Below are 20425 nucleotides of genomic sequence, written 5' to 3'. Positions count from 1 at the left end.
GTGTCGCGGCCTCGGCGCTGAGTAGGCTGGCGGCATGACGGAGGCGAGTGCACCGCGGCGACGAGGGCGCCCGCGGGGTCGATCCGACGCGCGCGCCCGGATCATCGCCGCGGCCGTCGACGAGTTCGGTGAGCAGGGATACGACGGCGCCACGATCCGGTCGATCGCCGGTCGCGCCGGTGTGGATTCCGCGCTGGTACACCACTACTTCGGCACCAAGGCGGATCTGTTCGCCGAGGCCGTCGGGATCCCGCTGCGCCCCGACGTCGACGTCCCCGCGATCATCGCCGGACCCCGGGAGGAGGTCGGCGAGCGCCTGGTGCGCTACGTGCTCGAAGCCTTCGAGAAGCCGGAGGTGCAGCGCCGGGGCGTGATGCTCATGCGGACGGCGATCAGCAGCCGGCTCACGACTCCGGTGCTGTCCGGGTTCCTGTCGCGGGAGCTGATCGGGCGGATCGCGCGGACCCTCGGCGTTCCGGACGCCGACCTGCGCGCGAGCCTGGTCGCCTCGCAGATCGGCGGGATGCTGCTGACGCGGTATCTGCTGAGGATCCCGCCGATCGCCGCGGCATCCGTCGACGAGCTCGTCGCGCGGGTGGGGCCGACCGTGCAGCGCTACCTCTTCGACTGAGCGATCGCCCTTGACGGCGGAGCAGCCCAGGTGAAGAATTCATCACATGATGAATAAAGCGGCTGTCGAGGTCTCGCAGCTTCGCGTTCAGCGCGGACACGTGCGCATGTTCGACGGGCTGGACGTGTCGATCGCGCGGGGCCGGATCACAGGCCTGCTCGGTCCCTCGGGATGCGGCAAGACGACCCTCATGCGGTCGATCGTCGGGGTGCAGCGCGTCGCGTCCGGGACCGTGACCGTGTTGGGGGAGCCGGCCGGCACCCGCGCGCTGCGCACGCGCGTCGCGTACGGCACGCAGGGGGCGGCGGTGTACGGCGACCTCACCGTGCGGCAGAACCTGCGCTACGTCGCGGCGCTCCTGAAAGCGCCGCGCTCGGACGTCGACCGGGTGATCGACCTGGTCGGCCTGAGCGACCAGGCCGGCCAGACCGTGGACTCGCTCAGCGGCGGACAGGAGAGCCGCGTCTCCCTCGGGATGGCTCTGATCGGGTCGCCCGAGCTCATCGTGCTGGACGAGCCGACCGTGGGGCTGGATCCGGTGCTGCGCGCCGAGCTGTGGGAACTGTTCCGCTCCCTCGCGGACGACGGGGTGACGATGCTCATCTCCAGCCACGTCATGGACGAGGCGCTGCGATGCGACCGCCTGCTGCTGATGAGGGCGGGCCGGCTCATCGCCGACACGACCCCCAACGAGCTGCTGACCGAGACCGGCGCGGACGATCCGGATGCCGCGTTCCTCGCGCTCGTCGAACGCGACGTGCAGCAGCATCGGGCGACGCGACGGACGCGCCGGGCGGACCGGGCGGAGGACGAGGCATGAACGGGCTGAGGATGCTGGCGACGGCGGGACGAGTCCTCGGGCAGCTGCGGCACGATCCGCGATCGATCGCGCTGATGCTCGTCGCGCCGAGCCTGCTGGTGGGGCTGTTCGCGTGGCTGTTCAGCGATCAGGAGGGCGTCTTCGACCAGTTCGGCGGGGCGATCTTGGCGCTGTTCCCCTTCATCGTGATGTTCCTGATCACTTCGATCACGACGCTGCGCGAGCGGCGTTCGGGGACGCTGGAGCGGCTGATGACGACACCGCTCGGCAAGGCGGACTTCATCCTGGGATACGCGCTCGCGTTCGGCCTGATGGCACTGCTGCAGGCGGTGATCACGGTGTCGTTCGCGGTGTGGGTGTGCGGACTCGACGTCGACGGTCCGCTCTGGCAGCTGGGCCTCGTCGCGGTCGTGGACGCGCTGCTCGGCACGGCCCTGGGCCTGCTGGCCAGCGCGTTCGCGCAGACCGAGTTCCAAGCCGTGCAGTTCATGCCTCTGCTGGTGTTCCCGCAGATCATCCTGGGCGGCCTGTTCATGCCGCGCGATCAGATGCCGGACGTGCTGTACGCGATCTCGGACTGGCTGCCGCTGAGCTACGCGATCGACACGATCAACGCGGTCGCGGCGGGGGACGAGGGCTGGGACGTGTTCGGTCCGATGCTCATCGTCGTCGCGTTCGCGGTGGCCGCGCTGGGGCTGGCGTCGCTGACGCTGCGGCGCCGAACGCCGTAGAACTGTCTCCGCGGAAGACGCCGAGGGCGCCGATCGAGACCTCGACCGGCGCCCTCACGCGACTCACTCCACCGAGGCGGGCGGCGGCGGGGGAGCGGCGTCCGGCGTGCGCTTCGGCGGCGTCGTGGCGGTCGTGGCCGTCGTTGCGGCCTGGGCGACGCCCTCGCCGATGCCGCGGCCGACGGCCTGGCCCTGGATGATGGCGGCGAGATCCAGGCCGGTGGCCGAGCTCACGCTGTCGAAGACGGACTTCAGTGCCTTGGCGCTGTCGCCGCCGATGACGCCCGAGGCGCCGTCCTCTCCGGAGCCTCCGATGATCGACACGTTGCCGATCGCGGCGTAGCCCTTCGAGAACTCGCCCATGATCGTGGGGAGCACTTCGATGACGCGCTGCGACAGGAAGGCGTCCTGGTTGGAGGCGATGGCCTTCGCCTCGGCTTCGACGGCGGCGGCGCGCGCCTCACCCTCGGCGCGGATCGCGTCGGCCTCGGCGTTCGCACGCAGGCGGCGGGCTTCGGCCTCCGCCTCGGCCTGGGCACGCAGGGCGTCGGCCTCACCGGTCGCCTTGGCGACTGCGGCGGCGGCTTCACCATCGGCGCGGGCCTTGTCGGCCTGGGCCTGCTGCTCGGCGATGCGGGTGCGCGCCTCGGCTTGCTTGACCTGCTCGATCGCGGCCGCCTCGGCCGCCTTCTCGCGCGTGTAGAGCTCGGCCTGCGCGCGCGTCTCGGCCTCGTAGCGCTGGGCGTCGGCGACGCGCTTGACGTCGGCGTCCAGCTGGGCCTGCTTGTTCTCGGCCTGCTGCTGAAGGACGGCCTGCTCGGCCTGGGCGCGGGCGAGCTGCTCGGCCTGCTCGGCTTCGGCGCGGGCGCGGCCGACGCCCGCATCGGCGTTCGCCGTGTTCGTGTCGAGCGCGGTCTGCTCGATGAGGTTCGCTTCCTGGTTCGCGATGTTCTTCTGGTTGATCGCGCGGTCGGCGTTGGTCTGGGCGATCTCGGCGGCCTGTCGCTTCGCCTGGATCTCGGGGGCGCCGAGCGACTGGATGTAGCCGACCTTGTCGGTGATGCCCTTGATCTGGAAGGAGTCCAGGATCAGGCCCTGCTCGGCGAGCTCCTGTGAGACGTCGGCGGCGATCTGGTCGGAGAACTTCTTGCGCTCGCGCATGAGCTCGACGACCGACAGGGTGGCGACGATGCCGCGCAGGGCACCTTCGAGCTGTTCGGTGGTGAACTGCTCGATCGCCTTGTCCTGGGAGGCGAAGCGCTCGGCGGCGCGACGCACGTACAGCGGGTCGGAGCCGATCTTGACGATCGCGACGCCGTCGACGTTGAGGGTGACGTTGTCGAGCGACTGCGCCTCGGCGTTGAGCGAGACCTGGCGCGAGCGCAGCGAGATGATCTCGTGCCGCTGCGTGATCGGGTTCACGAGCGACTTGCCGTTCACGATGACGGTGACGGGCGATTCCGACATCTCCGAGCGGCTCGAGCCGTCCGCCGCGATGACGGCGCGCTGCACCTTCTGCTTGCGTCCCGAGATGACGAGCGCCTCGTCGGCGCGGGCGACCTTGATCCAGCTGCGCGCCAGCAGCAGGGCGATGAGCGCCACCACGATGACGATCACGACGCCGATGCCGACGAGAACGAGGATGCCGACCAGTCCGGCGAACTCCATGTTGTGTTTCCCTCCCCGTCTCCGCCCTGAGCGGAGACCAATGGCTTCGACTATGCCAGATGGGCCGCACGCGCGTGTGTGCGCCTGGGTTGTCAGGCGGCGAGGGTGTAGCGGGCGGTGCCGCCGAGGCGTGGGGTGCGGGTGGGGTCGATGTGGGGTGGGGGGATGAACCAGACGTGGGCGGTGGTGCTGGTGCCGTCGATGTGGATGGTCCAGTCGTTGTCGTGGATGCGGTGGTGGCAGTTGTCGCAGAGGAGGATGCCGTTGTTGAGGTCGGTGGTGCCGTGGTCGCGGTTCCACCAGTTGATGTGGTGGGCGCGGGTCATGGAGGGTGGGAGGGTGCACATGGCGCATCCGCCGTCTCGTTCGGTGAGGGCGAGGCGTTGGGTGCGGGTGAAGAGGCGTTTCTCGCGTCCCCAGTCGAGGATGTCGCTGTCGGTGTTGAGGACGGTGGGGATGATGCCGCCGTTTGCGGCCATGCGGCGGATGGCGCCGATGCTGATGGGTTGGTCGATGCCGTCGATGGTGCCGTATCCGGTGCCGGTGGTGAGGTCGTCCAGGTTGACGCGGACGATGACGGTGGCTCCGGCAAGGGCAGGGGCGTCATCGTCGCAACCGAGGGCGTGGGCACACAGGGAGGAGAGAGCGTCGGCCTGCAGCTGACGGATCGTCCGCCGATCGGCATCCGGCGCGTTCGGGTCGAGGGTCTTCGCGCGTGCGGCGAACACGGCCGTGACGTATCCCTCGAGCGCGGCTTTGATGGGTGCGCCGGATTCGATGTCGAAGTCGCCGTCCAGGCGCAGTCGTCCGTCCCGCTCGTAGAAGGTCAACGAGTTCTGCGCGCGGGCGGACTCCTCGCGCGGCGCGACACCGTCCGGATCCAGGAACGCCTCCGCCCGTGTGACGAGTCTGCGGACCTCGTCCAGCGACAGTCCTGGAGCCTTCTCCACCAGCAGAGCCTCGGCCTGCTGGACCCGGTCGCTGTCGATCTTCAGCCGGACCCGGTCGAGGAGGGCGATGATGAGCGCGGCCGCCGCGACGCTGACGGAGCCATCGGTGAGGGCGCGTTGCACAGCGGGGTACTTCGCCGGCAGGGGAGCACCGAGCAGGTCCGAACGCGGCGCTGTGGCCGCGCCGACCGCGACCAGCCGGGATGCGTCTCCCGCGCTGGCGCCGGTCACGGCGGCGACCAGACGCGCCGCGGTGCGGAACCCGTGCTGCTTCGCCAGGGACTCGGAGCCCAACTCGGCTCGAGATTCGTGCGCGATGCCGGCCGCGACCTCGGCCTGAAGTGCGGTCACCACGCGGTTGAGCGTGCCCAGCGTCTCGTTGGCGGCGATCAGAGCCGCCCGGTCGAGGCCCGCCGCGTCCTCAGCATCCGTCCACACCGCGTCGAGGCGGGAGACCGCCGCGTGCAGAGCTTCCAGATGCGTCGTCGTCATGAATCCAGACTACCGTCGGGGAGGCGAAAAGGGAAGAGATGTTCGAAAGAAATATTCGAATGTTCAGCGGTCGCGCAGGCGCTCCGTGAGGCTGAGGAGGGTTCGCAACTGCTCGTCGTCGAGGGCTGACATTCGTTCGGCGATCGAGCGGCCGTGCACCGTGGCGATGCGGCGGAAGGCGCGGGCTCCGGCATCCGTGGCGCGGATCAGTGCACCGCGCCCGTCCTCGGGGTCGGGCAGCTTCGTGACCAGTTCGCGCGCGACCATGCGATCGATGAGACGCGAGACGCTGGGCTGGCTGATGAGCAGGTTCTGGGTGATGTCCCGCAGTCGCGCCGTCATGTCCGGCGCTCGGGTGACGGTGAGCAGCACGTCGTACTCGCCCTGGGCGAGATCGGTCCCGTCGAAGTCCGCCGACATCGCGGTGAACAGCTCGTGCTGGGCGCGGAACAGGCTCTCCCAGGCGGCGATGGCGAGGTTCCGGTCGGTCACGATCTCAGCGTAGCGGGAACGGTGAAGGGCCGGTCGGAGAGGCTCCCGACCGGCCCTTGTCCCTTGCACCAAGAGTGTCCTGCAATCACATGCGGTGGATGCCACAGCAAACATTCACCGTGCGAACACTCTATAACGGCGTGGTAACGAATGCAACGGTTTGATCACGGAATTCCGTTCGCGAGTCGTCGAACGCGCGATACCGAGCGGCACCGGTGATGGGGATGACTGGCGTCTAAACCGATCATTGATTGCGGTTGCCCGGCAATCAGGCCGCTCCGCCGTTGGCATAGAGCACCTGGCCGTTGACCCAGCGGCCGGGGCCGGCGAGGAATGCGGTGACCTCTGCGATGTCCTCGGGCGTGCCGAGCCGCTCCATCGGGTTCAGCGACGCGATGTGGTCGATGACCTGCTGGGGCTTGCCCTCGAAGAACAGTGGGGTGGCGGTCGGGCCGGGAGCGACCGCGTTGACGGTGATGTCGCGTCCGCGGAGCTCGCGGGCGAGGATCAGAGTGAGGGCCTCGACCGCACCCTTCGACGCTGCGTACGCGCCGTAGTTCGGCATCTGCAGGCGCGTGATGCTGGTCGAGTAGTTGATGATGGCGCCACCGGAGCGAACGTGGCGAGCCGCTAGCTGGTCGATGACGAAGGTGCCGCGGACGTTGACGCGCTGGATGCGGTCGAACGTGTCGAGGTCCATCTCGGCGATCGGTGCGAGAGGCATGATCCCGGCCGTGTTGACCACCACGTCGACGCCACCGAAGCGGGTCATGGCGGTCTCGAACAAGGCGGACATCGCGACCTCGTCGGCGACGTCTCCGCCGACGGCGATAGCCTCGCCGCCGACCTGGGTGATCGCGTTGACGGCCTCGTCCGCCTTGGCTGCGTTACCGCTGTAGTGAGCGACGACCGCGAGGTCATCGGCTGCCAGGCGTGTCGCGACGGCGCGACCGATGCCTCCGGAGGCTCCGGTAACGATCGCGACGCGCGGGGTGGCCTGAGTGGTGTCGGACATCGGGACTCCTCCAATATGTGGACTTTCTGTTCACATAACACTACCCGCATGTGGACGACTTGTCCATTATGATGAGGGAACGAACGTGAAGGGGCTGAGCCGCAGAGTGACGAGCGAACGAGACGAACCAGCGACTCGGACGAGACGCGGCCGGCGTCCCGCCGCTGAGGTGCGCGCTGAAGTGCTCGAGGCAACGTCGGAGCTGCTCGCCACCGAGGGGCTGGGAGCGGTGACCTTCGAACGGGTCGCTGCAAGATCTGGGGCGAGCAAGACCACGATCTACAAGTGGTGGCCGTCGCCCGGCGCTCTTGCTGCGGAGTCGTACTTCGCCCGGAGTGAACCGGAACTCGTCTTCCATGACACCGGTGACCTCCTGGTCGACATCCGTGCACAGCTGCGCTCCTTCGTACGACTCCTGATCGATCAAGGAGCAGGTCGGGTGATTGCCGAGCTCATCGGTGCAGCGCAAGGTGACCCGAATCTCTCCGCAGCGGTGTCCGAGCGGTACACGATGCCTCGCCGGCTGCTGGCGATCGATTACTTCGAACGCGCGCGCGAGCGAGGACAGCTCCGCGCCGACGTCGATGCGAACCTTCTTGTCGACCAGCTCTGGGGAGCTTGTTACAACAGACTTCTCGTGCCCGACGCACCTCTGAACGAGGCGTTCGCCGACGCTCTCGTCGCGAACGCGCTTATGGGGGCCGCCGCCACCGAGTACCGCTCCAACTGGGAAGAGCAGCCCCTCCGGGCAAGCTCCTAGCCGCGCGTTCAGCGGGACCTCGTCCCCGAGGCTCGCCCCCAGTCGTGTTCCGGAGACGATGGTTTCCGCGAGCTTTCTTGAGATGTCGCGTTCTGCCGTGACGGCAGGTGAGCATGCCCCCTGGTGACGGCCAGTGATTGTGCGAGCCTCACTGACGCCGCCGGAAACGATCGGCATCGGTATCGGCAGCGGTCGGTTCGACCCGTCTACTCCGACGGGCTCTTCATGTCGGCAACGTTCTGGGTTGACGACATTGGAATCTCGATTGCCGCTGTCGAAGGCGGCTGGATGGGCGCCGGGACAACCTGCCCCGCGGTCATGGTGTGGTTTCGGTCGTATTGGTCGCGAAGAGCGACAACGCCATGGTCGAGCAAGTCGCTTAGGCGCAATTCACTGGTCCGATGAGCATCGCAAGCCCATCGAGAGTGCATGCGAGTCCGAAGGACCAGGAACGCTCGTCGTCCCACGCCGCGCCCTGCGATTCACCCGCGGCGACACCGATGCGCACGGCTCGCGGATAGGCAGCTGGGTCGAGCGCTTGCTCAAGTATCGGCTGGTTCGCGGCCCACCACTCGGCATCATTGATTGCCGAGTCCGTCGTGGCGCGACGCGCGTCGTGCGCGGTGCGGCAGTGCGACTGGACGAAGCCCAGCAAGAAGGTCAGTGCCGCGTCGACCTCGAGATCCGCGAGGCCCGTGTTGTCGAAGGCCGCGAGTTCGTTCTCATACTTTGCCATGAGGCCCGGACCGAGTGGTGGTCGGCTGATCGCGGCGACCTCCGTCATCCACGGATGCTCTGAGAGCAGTGCCCGGTTCGTCTCGGCAATGGCGATGAGCCGTTCACGCCACGGTTCTCTGTCCCAGTCGTGACGCTTCATCCGCGCGTAGAGCGTGTCGACCATAAGGTCGAGCAGCTCGGGCTTGCCGGGTACGTAGGTGTATACCGACATTGTCGAGATGCCGACCTTCTCTGCCACGGCCCGCATAGTGAGCGCCGCCAGCCCGTCGCCGTCGGCGAGGGCGAGCGCGGCGTCGACGATCTGCGGAACGGTGACTGAGCGCACCGGGCCCTTGCGGCGAACAGTCGTGTCGGGCGTGTTCCACAGCAACGCGAGGGTGGCGCTGGGTTCCCCACCGCCGGTGCGGTCCGCAGTCATGAAGATCTCCTTGCGCTTGTTCTCAATCCACACTACCTTATACGAGGTACGTTGTACGACGTACAGCTATAGTTAGGATTTCGCACATGAACATCACCGGATCCGCGATCTCGCTCAACGTCTCCGACGTGACGGCATCGGCCGCCTGGGTGCAGACGCACCTGGGCTTCCGCATCGAGATGGAAGCCGACGGCTTCTGCTCCCTGTCCCACGCCGAGGTCGGCTTCAACTTGATCTACTTGCGCACCGGCTTGTCGACCTTCAAGCCGGAGACCATGGCTGGCCGCGCCGCAGGCCTGCTCGTCGTATTCACCGTCTCTGATATCGACGCGGACTATGCGCGCCTCCAACAGCAGGGAGTGCAGATCGTGACGCCGCTCGAGACCGAACCGTGGGGAGAGCGCTATTTCCAAATGGCCGACCCGAACGGAGTCATCTATCAGTTGGTGCAGTGGATGACACCAGTCGAGTAGTCGCACGCTTGACCATCGTGGGCGGCGGATCCAGCCCGCCGCCCACACGACACACGGGAAGGGCGTTCATGGCTCCCCTCGTAATACTCACGCTCGTGACCGCAGCCGTCTGGGCTGCACGCCTGCGCTCCTCTAGCCCGCTCTCGTGGCCGGGTGCTGCGCGTCTCGGGCTAGCGGCGATGTTCGCCTTCACCGGCGCCTCGCACTTCATCGGCATGCGAGCGGAAATGGTCTCGATGGTTCCACCTGGTCTGGCGCACCCCGAAGCGCTCGTCTCTCTGACCGGGATTCTCGAACTCGCCGGCGCCGCAGGGCTCCTGTGGAGACGCACGACCAGTGGCGCCGCAGTCGGGCTGGCCGTGCTTCTCTGTGCGATGTACCCCGCGAATCTGCACGCGGCGCTGTCCGGACTGACCGAAACGTGGAGCAGTCAGCTCATCCCGCGAACGATCATCCAATTGATCTTCCTCGCTGTCACTGCAGCGGTCGCTGTTGATCACCGCCCAGCGAGCTTGCGCGCTCGCGAATCCATACTTACCAAAACCGCAGCAGAGGAGAACTGATGCATCGCATCCCCGACCCTAACCAGAAGACCCCGTCGACGCGCGCCGACCTCACGAACGTCGTCTTCCTCAAAAACGAGATCACCACCTCGCTGATCGAGGTGGGCGACTACACCTACTACGACAATGATGGCGCTCGTGCCCCTTTCGAACAGGCGAACGTGAAGTACCTCTACGGCCCGCAACGACTGGTGATCGGCCGCGTCACCGCGATCGCACCCGGAGTCACTTTTCTGATGCCGGGAGGAAATCACCCGATGGTTGGACCCTCGACCTACCCGTTCACGATGTTCGGCGGCGAATGGATGGACAAGACCCTCGATGCCTTCGTCGCGATCGAACAGCTCGGCGATACCGTGGTCGGCAATGACGTGTGGATCGGGCGCGATGCAACCATTCTCCCCGGCGTCCGCATCGGCGATGGTGCGGTCATCGGCGCGGGCAGTGTCGTCACGAAACACGTCCGGCCGTACGAGATCGTCGTCGGGAACCCGGCGCGGCCCGTGCGTATGCGGTTCGACGAGAACGATGTGAGGCGTCTGCTCGACCTGCGCTGGTGGAACTGGCCGGTCGAGAAGATCACCACGCACGCCGCCGTCATTATGTCGGGCACGCCGCGTGAGTTGGAAGAGTTAACCTGACGGAGCTAGCTGTCGATCGCCCGCAGCCGCGTGGGACCATGCATTGACATGCGGCACCTCCGCGGCACCCGCCGAAAGCCCTTGACGGTTCGTGGTTGCGACGAACGTTTGCGGCAGGCGTTCCGAGCCGCGCTCAGCGATCCGCCGCAAACGATCATTTTCGGCGGATGAACAGAGGACACCGGCAGGCGCGCGACACGCCGGTCGCGCGCCTGCCGAAACCCCTGCTGGAATCCAGGGCGCCGATACTGTCGGCCCGGCGTTTCAGGCAGTCGAGAGTGAGGCGCGATTACCGCCATGTTTGCGAGACAACCGTCAGCCTCGGCAACGCATGACGCCCCGGTTCCTGCAAGGGTGTTCTGTGCCACCAACCGAAACTTTCGTGAGATCGCAGGTCGATCTCTCGGAACACGTCGGGGTCTCGCCGGAAACGGCGGCTACAGGGCAGTCGCGCGACCGATACGCGAGCCGAAGATCCGTAGCATGACACTGTGGACCACAGCGACGTCGTGCGACTCTACGGACCGTGGCATTCACGCACGGTCCGCGATGTCGTTGAGCTCTTCGAGGGCTATACAGGTCCATGGTGGATTGCCGGCGGGTGGGCCATCGAGGCGTTCACGGGCGTCTCACGCTCGCACGGTGACATCGACCCGAGTGTCCCTCGCTCCGATGCGCACCTTTTGCGCGCGCATGTCCTCGGGCGCTTGGACGTATGGGCGGCGAACCGAGGCGACCTGCTTCCGCTCACAGATCCGGCCAGACCGGTTCCGGACACCTGCAGCAATCTGTGGCTCAGGGCCGACGGCGCCAGCCCCTGGGAGTACGACGTCATTCTGATGGACAGCACGCAGGAACGTTGGACGTATAAGAGAGACCCGAGGGTCACGCTCGCTTTCGACAAGATTCTCTGGACCAAGGAGGGCGTGAACTACCTGCGCCCAGAGATCCAGCTGCTCCACAAGGCCCCAGGACTTCGAGCGCAGGATCAGCTGGATTTCGATGCCGCTCGCTCGTCTTTGAGCGATGAAGCCTCGGCGTGGCTTCGAAGCGCACTGGAAACTGCTCACCCGCGTCACCCGTGGATCGAGCAACTCTGACGTGCATCCGCCCTCCCGCCGTCATCCGCGATGCTCTGGCGCACCGGACTGCGACCCTGGCCGGCGGCGCCGGTCAGGACGGTTCTTCGCGTGATCTCCATCGATCATCCTCCAGATGATTCTCTGTCGTGGACGGTTCCGCTCAGCGTACAAACCGATGAGTATCCTCGCTAGACCGAATGGATATGCATCAATGGCGCAGATCTTTCTGCCACCTGACCGTCGGGCGCCCGCGCTCAACGAACCGCGAGCGTGACGCCCGCCAGCTCCTGCGAGACGTTCCAGATGCGCGCGGCCTCCTCCTCGCTGCGCAGCCGGGAGTAGAGCCGCTGCTCGGCCGGCGCTCCGCCGAGATGCCCGATCCCCTTCGGGCCGTACAGGCGGCGGCCCGCGGCATGCGGCGACGTCGCGGCGTAGAGCGCGGGAAGGGATGCGGAATCGGGCGTCCCCACGACGAGTCCACGCGCGGACGCCCAGCGGATCAGCCGCACGCCGAGGGTGTCGTCCGCCCGGCCGAGCTCCGGGCGGGCGGCCAGCAGGCTGGTCGGCGCGACGCCGGGGTGCGAGAGGTTGCTCGTGATGCCCCATCCCTCGGCCGCGCTGCGCCGATCCAGCTCGAGGCCGAACAGGCCGAACGCGATCTTCGACTGGCTGTACGCGTGCATCCCGTTGTACGAGCGCTCCCAGTTCAGATCGTCCCAGTTGATCGAGCGCTCGTTCGCGGCGACGCTGATCTGGGATGTCACGCGCGCGCTGCCGGCCTGGAGGAGCGGCAGCAGGTGCGCGACCAGGGCGACGTGGCCGAGGTGGTTCGTGCCGAACTGCAGTTCGAAGCCGTCAGCCGTCGACTGCCGCTCCGGCGGCGTCATGACTCCGGCGTTGTTGATCAGCAGATGGATCGGCCTGCCATCCCGACGCAGGTCCTCTCCCAGCGAGGACACGGATTCGAGCGAGGACAGATCCAGGCTCATCAGCGTCACCGACGCCTCCGGGACCTGCTGCCGGATGCCGTCCGCCGCCGCCTCTCCCTTGCGCAGGTTGCGCACCGGAAGCACGAGCTCGGCGCCCGCGCGAGCGAGACGAGTCGCGATCCTCAGCCCGATGCCGTCGCTGCCGCCGGTGACGAGCGCGCGACGTCCGTGCTGAGAGGGGACGGGGATGTCGATGGTCCGTGGTGCCATGATTGCTCCTTCGATTCCTTCCACCCTGCGACGGGACGCCGTCGCGTAACCAGGACCCGTCGATCAGTGGATAACCGCCGGGACCGATGTCAGGATCGACAGCGGAGAGGGAGGCGCATGACGATCGATCGGGACGGACTGGCGGACTTCCTCCGACGGCGGCGCAGCGTGCTCCAACCGGAGGACGTCGGCCTGCCACGCGGCTCCCGGCGCCGCACCGAGGGGCTGCGACGCGAGGAGGTCGCCGCCCTGTGTCACATGTCGGCGGACTACTACGCGCGTCTCGAGCGCTCCAGCGGACCGCTGCCCTCGGAGCAAATGATCGCGGCGATCGCCCAGGGCCTGCACCTCTCGGTCGACGAGCGCGATCATGTGTTCCGGCTCGCCGGACACCGCCCGCCCGCGCGCGGGGCGAGCGGAGACCACATCACGCCCGGCATGCTGCGGATCTTCGACCGCCTGCAGGACACCCCGGCTGAGATCGTGACGGAGCTCGGCGAGACGCTGCGTCAGACACCGCTCGGCGTCGCGCTCACGGGGGACACGATGAGTCGCTCTGGGCCCGAGCGCAGCATCGGCTTCCGCTGGTTCGTCGACCCGACCGTGCGCGATCTGTACGCCGCCGAGGACCACGAGTTCCTCTCCCGGCTGTGGGTCTCGGGGCTGCGCGAGGTGATGGCGGTGCGCGGACGCGACTCCCGCGCCGGTCACTACGCCGGCCTCCTTCTCGAGCGCAGCGACGAGTTCCGAGCGATCTGGGAGCGGCAGGAGGTCGGACTGCGCCCGCGGGAGACCAAGCACTTCGTGCACCCCGAACTCGGGGACCTCGAGCTGTCCTGCCAGACGCTGATCGACCCCGTGCAGTCCCACTCGCTGCTCGTCTACACCGCGGTGCCCGGCTCCGAGAGCCACGAGAAGCTACAGCTGCTCTCGATGCTGAGTCCGCGCGTGATGCGCTGACGGACCGCCTCGGCGCCGATGTCCGGACGGCACGCTAGCCTCGCCCCATGACCGCGTTCGGAACCCTGTCGACACCGGTGGGCGTGATCGGTGTGAGCAGCGACGGAGCGGCGATCACCCGGGTCGCGTGGTGCCGCCCGTCCACCGGGGACATCTCAGCCGAGGGAACCGCCGACGCGCTCGTCGACGAGGCTCTCGCTCAGCTCGCTGCCTACTTCGGCGGCGGCCTGACGCGGTTCGACCTGCCCATCGACCTCGGCAGGCAGACCGAGACGACGCGAGCGGTGCGGACGGCGCTGCACGAGACCGTCGGCCACGGCACGACGATCACCTACGGCGGACTCGCAGCCCGCAGCGGCACGGATGTCCCGGCGCGCGGGATCGGCGCCATCATGGGAGCGAATCCTCTGCCGATCATCGTCCCCTGCCACCGCGTGGTCGCCGGCGACGGCCTCGGCGGATACTCCGGTGGGGAGCCGGGCCAGGGCCTGCAGACGAAGCGCCGGCTGCTGGAGCACGAGGGCGCCCTCCCGGCAGGTTTGTTCTGAGCCGCGCGTCATCCGCCTCCGCGCACCTGCGAGAATGGAAGCCCGCGCCATGAGAAGAGGAGCCGACGTGCAGTACATCTCCACCCGAGGGGGCATGCAGCCACTGCCGTACTGCGCGACGCTTCTCGAAGGACTCGCCCCGGACGGCGGACTCGCCGTCCCCGAGACGATGCCGACGGTCGACGGCGAGACGCTGGAGCGCTGGCGCGCCCTGACCTACCCGCAGCTCGCGACCGAGGTGCTCGCGCTGTTCGCCACCGACATCCCCCGGGAGGACCTCGCCGCGATGACCGCGGCCGCGTACGCGGACTTCCCCGAGGAGGTCGTGCCGCTGCGTCCGATCGGCGACGGGATCACGCTGGTCGGTCTCTCCGAGGGGCCGACGCTCGCGTTCAAGGACATGGCGATGCAGTTCCTCGGCCAGGTCGTCGAGTACGCCCTGGAGCGCAAGGGCTCGGTGCTGAACATCCTCGGCGCGACCTCGGGCGACACCGGATCGGCCGCGGAGCACGCCCTGCGCGGCAAGGAGCGGATCTCGGTCTTCATGCTGTCTCCGCAGGGGCGCATGAGCGCGTTCCAGCGCGCGCAGATGTTCTCGCTCGACGACGCGAACATCCACAACATCGCGGTGGACGGCGTCTTCGACGACTGCCAGAACCTCGTGAAGGCGCTCGCCGGAGACCTCGACTTCAAACGCGTCCAGCACCTCGGCGCTGTGAACTCGATCAACCTCGCCCGCATCACAGCGCAGGTCGTCTACTACTTCTGGGCCTGGCTGCGCGCGACGGATGCCGGGGGCTGGACCGAGCTCAGCTTCACGGTGCCGACGGGCAACTTCGGCAACATCCTCTCCGGCTTCTTCGCCCAGCAGATGGGCCTGCCGATCCGCCGCCTCGTGCTCGCCACGAACGAGAACAACGTACTGGATGAGTTCTTCCGCACCGGCGTCTACCGCCCCCGCAACGCCGCGCAGACGCTCGCCACGTCGAGTCCCTCGATGGACATCTCGAAGGCGTCCAACCTCGAGCGGTTCATCTTCGAGCTCGTCGGCCGCGACGCCTCGCGGGTGACGGCGGTCTGGAGAGACCTCGACGAGCAGGGCTTCTTCGACTTCAGCGCCGACCAGCCCCGCTTCGAGAGCGAGTTCGGGATCGTCAGCGGGACGTCGACGCATGCTGACCGCCTCGCCACGATCCGCTCGGTGCACGAGGCGTCGGGCGACATCATCGACCCGCACACCGCGGACGGCGTGAAGGTCGCACGCGAGTACGTCGAGTCCGGCGTGCCGATGCTCGTGCTCGAGACCGCCAAGCCGCAGAAGTTCGCCGAGACGATCCGAGAGGCCATCGGCATCGAGCTCGAGTACTCGCCCGAGCTGCAGGCGATGCTGGATGCTCCGCAGCACGTGACCGAGCTCGCCGACGACGAGCAGGCGCTCCGCGCCTTCATCGAACAGCACGCGCTGCGCTGAGCCTTGATCCGCGCCTCGCGCGGTGCAAGGGTGGTTCGTACGCGGGCCGCAGGGGCCGGCGGCCGAGGGAGCAGCGATGTTCGAGAACTCCGACGCGTTCAGCGGCATGTCGTCCGACGACATCGAGGCGTCCCGTGCCTTCTACGAGGGGGTGCTCGGTCTCGTCGTGCAGGACGCCGGCGGCGGACTGCTCTCGGTCCAGCTGCCCAAGGGCGGTGCCGTGCTGATCTACCCGAAGGAAGACCACGCGCCCGCGACCTTCACGATCCTCAACTTCCCGGTGGAGGACATCGACGCCGCCGTGGACGAGCTCATCGCGAAGGGGGTCGCGATGCAGCGCTACGACGGGATGCCGCAGGACGACAAGGGCATCGTGCGGGGCAAGGCCGCGGGTGAGGGGCCGGACATCGCCTGGTTCACGGACCCGGCGGGCAACATCCTCTCCGTGCTGTCGACCTGAACCGCCGCGCGCGCCCTCAGAACCCGGTGTTGATCGCGTCGCCGAACGGCACGCGGCTGACCCGGATCAGACCCCAGCCGAGCAGGCCGATGACCACCGTGACGGCGAGCAGCCACCACGCCGGCTGCGTCCCCTGGAACAGCAGCCAGATCGCCGCCGCGGCGAACAGCAGCGTCAGTGCCGCGCCCGCCCAGAAGACGAGGCCCCCGATGAGGGCGAGGACAGGGCGTTGCTTCGACACGCATCCACGCTACGCGATGTTCGCTCGCCGCAATCACTCCACGAGCTTGCCCGCCGTGTCGACGTCGCGCATGAGCGCGGCGATCTCGGAGGGGACCGTGGCGATCTGCTCGCGGGTGACGCCGGTCGACGGAGACCAGACGAGGTTCACCTGCAGGGTCGGATCCGTGTCCGGGAAGTCGCTGCGGTTGTGGCATCCCCGCGTCTCACGACGCTCGCGCGCGGCCTCCAGCGTCGCGCGCGCCGCGAGCGCCGAGGCCTTCAGATCGAACGCGTGCGCGAGGTCCTGGAAGCCGGCGATGTCGGGGTGGATGCCGATGTCCGCCATGCGTCCCTCGATCAGGTCGAGCTCGGCGAGGCCGGCACGCAGACCGTCCTCCGAGCGGACGACGCCGGCGTGCTCGGTCATCGTGTTGCGGATCGCGCGCTGCAGAGCCCGCACGTTCTCGCGACCGTCGGCGGCGAGCAGCTCGTCGATCTCCTGACGCGCGTGCGCCACGGCATCCGATGACCGGCGCTGAGCAGGAAGAGCGGACGCGTAATCGACCGCGGCCCGACCGGCGATCCGACCGTACACGAGCAGTTCGATCAGCGAGTTGCCGCCGAGCCGGTTCGCACCGTGCAGCCCGCTGGAGGCCTCGCCGATCGCGTACAGTCCGTCGACGTCGGTGCTGTGGTCCTCCGGACGGACCCAGACACCGCCCATCGAGTAGTGCGCGGTCGGGGCGATCTCGATCGGGTCCGTCGTGATGTCGAGCATCTGCAGCTCGAGCATCGTCTGGTACACCCGGGGGAGCCGGGTCATGATCGTCTCGCGAGGCAGATGCGACACGTCCAGCCAGACACCGCCGTTCTCGGTCCCGCGGCCCTCCTTGATCTCGGTGTAGGCGGCCAGCGCGACCCGGTCGCGCGTCGACAGCTCCATGCGCTGCGGGTCGTAGTTCTTCATGAAGCGCTCGCCCAGGGCGTTGCGCAGGATCCCGCCTTCGCCGCGCGCCGCCTCGGAGATGAGGGTCCCCGCGGCGTTCTCGGGTTCGATGATCCCGGACGGGTGGAACTGCACGAGTTCGGGATCGCGCAGGCGCGCCCCGGCGTCGACGGCCAGGCGGAACGAATCGCCGGTGTTCTCGTCCCGGCGCGACGACGTGCGCCGCCAGATCCGGTTATGACCGCCGGCGGCGAGGATGACGGCATCCGCGTGAATGAGGTACCGCGTGCCGTCGGACTGGTCGAAGCCGTACGCGCCGAAGACCGCGCCGTCGTCGACGAGGATGCGGGTGATGTACACGCCGTCCAGGATCGGGACGCCCAGCTGCTCGGCGCGGCGGACCAGGGTCCGCTGGATCTCCAGGCCGGTGTAGTCCCCGGCGAACGCCGTCCGCCGGTACGTGTGCGCACCGAAGAAGCGCTGCGAGATGCGCCCGTCGTCCTCGCGCGCGAAGCCCATGCCCCAGCGCTCGAGATCCCGGATGCCCTGCTCGGCGCCGCGCGTGACGATCTCGACCGTGCGCGGATCGGCCAGCCCGTAGCTCTCGGTGATCGTGTCGGCCGCGTGCTGCTGCCAGCTGTCCTCGGCATCCATCGTCCCGAGCGCGGCGTTGATCCCACCGGCGGCGAGCGATGTGTGGGCGTCGTCGCGGGGGCGCTTGCCCACGGCGAGCACGTCCACGCCCTGCTCGGCCACGTCGATCGCGGCCCGCAGGCCGGAGCCGCCGGTGCCGATGACGAGGACGGTGGTGGAGATCTGGCGTTCGGGGATGCTCATGCGTTCCACGCTAGGAACATCACGACGATTACTCCAATGAATTGTTCTCATAGTCACGATAGTCTGTGGCTATGAACTTGGAGCAGCTGCGCGGCTTCGTCGCGGTCGCGGAGAAGGGGCACTTCACGCGGGCGGCCGAGGCGCTCCACATCGCGCAGCCGTCCCTCAGCCGTCAGATCGCGACGCTCGAGAACGAGGTGGGCGGCGACCTGTTCCATCGGGCTCGCGGCAACATCACCCTGACGTCGGCGGGGGAGACCCTGCTGCCGCGCGCTCGCCGCATGCTTGCGGATGCCGAGGCCATCCGGGTCGAGATGGCCGAGCTCGCCGGCCTCCAGCGCGGACGCGTGCGGCTGGGGGCCACTCCCACCCTGTGCGTGAGCCTGGTCGCGGAGGCCATGACGGCGTTCCATCCGGCGCACCCGGGCATCGAACTGCAGCTGACAGAGGGCGGATCGCGCCTGCTCATCGAGCGCCTCGCGGGCGGCGAGCTCGACATGGCGCTCATCACGCTGTCGGAAGGACTCGCCGTCTCCGAGGCGGCGATCGTGCGGACGCCCCTGCTCACCGAAGAGCTCGTCGTGATCTCGACGGCTTCGGCTCCGCCGATCGCGGACGGCCCGATCGACCTGCGGCGGTTGTCCGCCCTGCCGTCGATCGCCTTCGCGGAGAGCTACGATCTGCGCGCCGCCACGGACGCCGCCTTCCGCTCCGCGGGCGTCGCACCCTCGACGGTCATCGAGGGGGCGGAGATGGACGCCGTGCTGCGATTCGTCGAGCGCGGGCTCGGTGTCGCGGTGGTCCCGGCGACTGTGCTCGTGGACCGGCCGAGCCTGCGCGCCGCGCGCCTGGTCGACCCTCAGCTCACGCGCACGATCAGTCTCGCCCATCGGTCGGACGTCACGCCCACACGCGCAGCGGCCGCCATGCGCGACGTCCTGGTCGACACGGCGGCTGCGCTCGCCGCAGCCGAACCCGAGACCCTGCGCATCGTGCGCTGATCAACCGGGCAGAGCCGTCGCGGCCGCGGCCAGCATCTGCGGGACGGTCGGGACGCCTTCGGCCCGGAAGGTCTGCCGTCCATCCGCTCCACGGATGATCACGGTCGGGGTGAACCGGATATCGAGGGCCTCTGCGGCATCCGGGTCCGTGGCGACGTCGATCTCGGTGACCGTCGCGTCCGGAAGCCAGCGCACCGCGTCTGCGATCACCGCCCTGGTGCGCGCGCACGCGCCGCAGAAGGCGGACGTGACGAGCGTGATCTCCATGCGTGGGGAAACCGTGAGACGTGCCGTGGTGTTCCCGTCAGTCGCGACGCGGATGCAGGAAACCGGATGCCGCGCCCAGCGCCGCTCCCACGACGGTGTCCACGATCCGCTCGAGGGCGATCGACATGTCGCCGATCTCGCCGGTCGCCGCTCCGGTCAGCAGCAGGACGAGCGGCGTGATGAACACCAGCGCCAGCGCGTAGTGGCGCACGACGACGAGCTCGATGACGAACTGGAGGACGCCGAGCAGCAGCGCGAGCCAGAGGCCGGCCGGATGCAGCAGCGCCAGCAGCGCGTACAGGCCCGCACCGACCAGCGTGCCGAGCATCCGGTGCACCCCGCGCTGGAGCGCCGCGGTCCGGTCCGCCGCGACTCCGATCACGGCGACCGCGGCGCCGACGATCCAGTAGCTGCGCCCGGGATCGACCGCGAGTGCCAGAAGCACGCCCACGATCGAGACGATGACCACGCGGACGAGCAGCATCCGTCCGTCCGCGTCCAGTGCGGGCCCGGGGAGCAGCTCGCGCACCGGCCGCGCGGTCACCGCTCGAGGCGCGGGCAGCAGCAGCGGCGACACGGCGACGAGATAGGAGAACGCGCAGCCCGCGGTGAAGGCCGCGAGGTAGATGTGCGCCGAGACGGGAGCCGACGAGACGACATGCGCCGAGAGGCCGAACACGAGCACGAAGAACAGCGGTCCCGGCGGGCCGAGGCGGAAGCCGAACGCCAGGGCCGCGCTGGCGACGGCCACGAGCACAACTCCGACCAGGACGAGCCAGGGGACCGGCGCGGCGAGCACGCCCGCGGCGGCGCTGACGACGAGCCCGGCCGCCACGAACGGCAGCACTCTGGCGCGCTCGACGACCGGGGAGGATCCGGCGAACAGGACGGTGAACGCCCCCGACGCGGCGATGTAGCCGAGAGCGGGCTGCCCGAGCAGCGTCATGACCGCGATCGGCGCGGCGAGGCCGACCGCGGCCTGCAGTCCGATCGGCCAGCGCGGACCTCGCGACGGACCGAAGGCGAACAGGCTCACCTCT

23 protein-coding genes are annotated in these 20425 nt (G+C 68.4%); 13 read left to right on the top strand and 10 right to left on the bottom strand.

Annotated features, from left to right (window positions below; translation table 11 throughout):
* Positions 1 to 34 precede the first annotated feature (34 nt).
* Genes KYX17_RS29100 through KYX17_RS29090 form a run of 3 tightly spaced genes read left to right on the top strand, consistent with a single transcriptional unit; the run spans position 35 to position 2182 of the window.
* Entirely contained in the window at positions 35 to 631 is a 597-nt protein-coding gene (locus KYX17_RS29100; RefSeq protein WP_243232800.1) for a TetR family transcriptional regulator, read from the top strand.
* Between the two features lie 46 nt (positions 632 to 677).
* On the top strand, positions 678 to 1451 hold the full coding sequence (locus KYX17_RS29095) for an ABC transporter ATP-binding protein (RefSeq protein ID WP_243232799.1): 774 nt from the start codon (positions 678 to 680) through the stop codon (positions 1449 to 1451).
* Complete coding sequence (locus KYX17_RS29090; RefSeq protein ID WP_243232798.1) at positions 1448 to 2182, top strand: ABC transporter permease; 735 nt, start codon at positions 1448 to 1450, stop codon at positions 2180 to 2182. The genes KYX17_RS29095 and KYX17_RS29090 overlap by 4 nt, the downstream gene beginning before the upstream one ends.
* 63 nt (positions 2183 to 2245) lie before the next feature.
* Here the strand turns inward: KYX17_RS29090 and KYX17_RS29085 are convergent, their stop codons facing one another.
* From KYX17_RS29085 to KYX17_RS29070, 4 genes are all read right to left on the bottom strand, one after another.
* Positions 2246 to 3850: an SPFH domain-containing protein gene (locus KYX17_RS29085; RefSeq protein ID WP_243232796.1), complete on the bottom strand. Its 1605-nt coding sequence runs from the start codon at positions 3848 to 3850 to the stop codon at positions 2246 to 2248.
* A gap of 92 nt (positions 3851 to 3942) precedes the next feature.
* Positions 3943 to 5292, bottom strand: a complete 1350-nt coding sequence (locus KYX17_RS29080; RefSeq protein ID WP_243232794.1) for an HNH endonuclease signature motif containing protein — start codon at positions 5290 to 5292, stop codon at positions 3943 to 3945.
* 63 nt (positions 5293 to 5355) lie between these two features.
* The gene (locus tag KYX17_RS29075; RefSeq protein ID WP_243232792.1) at positions 5356 to 5784 is read right to left on the bottom strand and encodes a MarR family winged helix-turn-helix transcriptional regulator; all 429 of its coding nucleotides are present in this window, start codon (positions 5782 to 5784) and stop codon (positions 5356 to 5358) included.
* 268 nt (positions 5785 to 6052) lie between these two features.
* Complete coding sequence (locus KYX17_RS29070) at positions 6053 to 6799, bottom strand: SDR family oxidoreductase (protein WP_243232791.1); 747 nt, start codon at positions 6797 to 6799, stop codon at positions 6053 to 6055.
* Between the two features lie 181 nt (positions 6800 to 6980).
* On the opposite strand from KYX17_RS29070, the gene KYX17_RS29065 reads away from it, so the two are divergent.
* Entirely contained in the window at positions 6981 to 7559 is a 579-nt protein-coding gene (locus KYX17_RS29065; protein ID WP_243232790.1) for a TetR/AcrR family transcriptional regulator, read from the top strand.
* A gap of 379 nt (positions 7560 to 7938) precedes the next feature.
* Here the strand turns inward: KYX17_RS29065 and KYX17_RS29060 are convergent, their stop codons facing one another.
* Positions 7939 to 8715 carry a TetR/AcrR family transcriptional regulator gene (locus tag KYX17_RS29060; protein ID WP_243232789.1) on the bottom strand — a complete coding sequence of 259 codons (777 nt, stop codon included), beginning with the start codon at positions 8713 to 8715 and terminating at the stop codon, positions 7939 to 7941.
* 86 nt (positions 8716 to 8801) lie between these two features.
* Here KYX17_RS29060 and KYX17_RS29055 point away from each other — a divergent pair, with 86 nt between their 5' ends.
* The 4 genes from KYX17_RS29055 (at position 8802) to KYX17_RS29040 (ending at position 11492) form a co-directional block, all read left to right on the top strand.
* The gene (locus KYX17_RS29055) at positions 8802 to 9188 is read left to right on the top strand and encodes a VOC family protein (RefSeq protein WP_243232788.1); all 387 of its coding nucleotides are present in this window, start codon (positions 8802 to 8804) and stop codon (positions 9186 to 9188) included.
* 95 nt (positions 9189 to 9283) lie between these two features.
* Positions 9284 to 9751: a DoxX family membrane protein gene (locus KYX17_RS29050; protein ID WP_243232787.1), complete on the top strand. Its 468-nt coding sequence runs from the start codon at positions 9284 to 9286 to the stop codon at positions 9749 to 9751.
* On the top strand, positions 9751 to 10392 hold the full coding sequence (locus tag KYX17_RS32155; RefSeq protein WP_283818255.1) for a CatB-related O-acetyltransferase: 642 nt from the start codon (positions 9751 to 9753) through the stop codon (positions 10390 to 10392). Before KYX17_RS29050 ends, KYX17_RS32155 begins: the two co-directional genes overlap by 1 nt.
* Before the next feature lie 491 nt (positions 10393 to 10883).
* A complete protein-coding gene (locus KYX17_RS29040) occupies positions 10884 to 11492 on the top strand; it encodes a nucleotidyltransferase domain-containing protein (protein WP_243232786.1) in 609 nt (202 codons plus the stop codon).
* A 236-nt stretch (positions 11493 to 11728) separates the two neighbouring features.
* Here the strand turns inward: KYX17_RS29040 and KYX17_RS29035 are convergent, their stop codons facing one another.
* Complete coding sequence (locus tag KYX17_RS29035) at positions 11729 to 12673, bottom strand: SDR family oxidoreductase (RefSeq protein ID WP_243232785.1); 945 nt, start codon at positions 12671 to 12673, stop codon at positions 11729 to 11731.
* 117 nt (positions 12674 to 12790) lie between these two features.
* Here KYX17_RS29035 and KYX17_RS29030 point away from each other — a divergent pair, with 117 nt between their 5' ends.
* The 4 genes from KYX17_RS29030 (at position 12791) to KYX17_RS29015 (ending at position 16112) form a co-directional block, all read left to right on the top strand.
* Positions 12791 to 13633, top strand: coding sequence for a helix-turn-helix transcriptional regulator (locus KYX17_RS29030; protein ID WP_243232784.1), 843 nt, complete (start codon positions 12791 to 12793; stop codon positions 13631 to 13633).
* Between the two features lie 47 nt (positions 13634 to 13680).
* A complete protein-coding gene (locus KYX17_RS29025; RefSeq protein ID WP_243232783.1) occupies positions 13681 to 14181 on the top strand; it encodes a methylated-DNA--[protein]-cysteine S-methyltransferase in 501 nt (166 codons plus the stop codon).
* Between the two features lie 67 nt (positions 14182 to 14248).
* Positions 14249 to 15652, top strand: a complete 1404-nt coding sequence (gene thrC, locus KYX17_RS29020) for a threonine synthase (RefSeq protein ID WP_243232781.1) — start codon at positions 14249 to 14251, stop codon at positions 15650 to 15652.
* A gap of 76 nt (positions 15653 to 15728) precedes the next feature.
* Positions 15729 to 16112 carry a VOC family protein gene (locus KYX17_RS29015; protein ID WP_243232779.1) on the top strand — a complete coding sequence of 128 codons (384 nt, stop codon included), beginning with the start codon at positions 15729 to 15731 and terminating at the stop codon, positions 16110 to 16112.
* A 16-nt stretch (positions 16113 to 16128) separates the two neighbouring features.
* On the opposite strand, the gene KYX17_RS29010 is transcribed toward KYX17_RS29015, so the two are convergent.
* Complete coding sequence (locus tag KYX17_RS29010) at positions 16129 to 16353, bottom strand: hypothetical protein (RefSeq protein WP_243232777.1); 225 nt, start codon at positions 16351 to 16353, stop codon at positions 16129 to 16131.
* Positions 16354 to 16386: 33 nt separating this feature from the next.
* Positions 16387 to 18117: an L-aspartate oxidase gene (locus KYX17_RS29005; RefSeq protein WP_243232774.1), complete on the bottom strand. Its 1731-nt coding sequence runs from the start codon at positions 18115 to 18117 to the stop codon at positions 16387 to 16389.
* Positions 18118 to 18188: 71 nt separating this feature from the next.
* Between KYX17_RS29005 and KYX17_RS29000 the strand changes: the two genes are divergently transcribed.
* On the top strand, positions 18189 to 19118 hold the full coding sequence (locus KYX17_RS29000; RefSeq protein ID WP_243232772.1) for a LysR family transcriptional regulator: 930 nt from the start codon (positions 18189 to 18191) through the stop codon (positions 19116 to 19118).
* Here KYX17_RS29000 and KYX17_RS28995 read toward each other — a convergent pair whose 3' ends face one another.
* Positions 19119 to 19385 carry a thioredoxin domain-containing protein gene (locus KYX17_RS28995; protein WP_243232770.1) on the bottom strand — a complete coding sequence of 89 codons (267 nt, stop codon included), beginning with the start codon at positions 19383 to 19385 and terminating at the stop codon, positions 19119 to 19121.
* Between the two features lie 37 nt (positions 19386 to 19422).
* Positions 19423 to 20421: an FUSC family protein gene (locus KYX17_RS28990; RefSeq protein ID WP_243232767.1), complete on the bottom strand. Its 999-nt coding sequence runs from the start codon at positions 20419 to 20421 to the stop codon at positions 19423 to 19425.
* Between the last annotated feature and the right edge of the window lie 4 nt (positions 20422 to 20425).

It is taken from the genome of Microbacterium sp. CIAB417, assembly GCF_022788845.1.
Note: the sequence above shows the minus strand (reverse complement) of the source record. Positions and strands in the feature narration are given on the sequence as shown.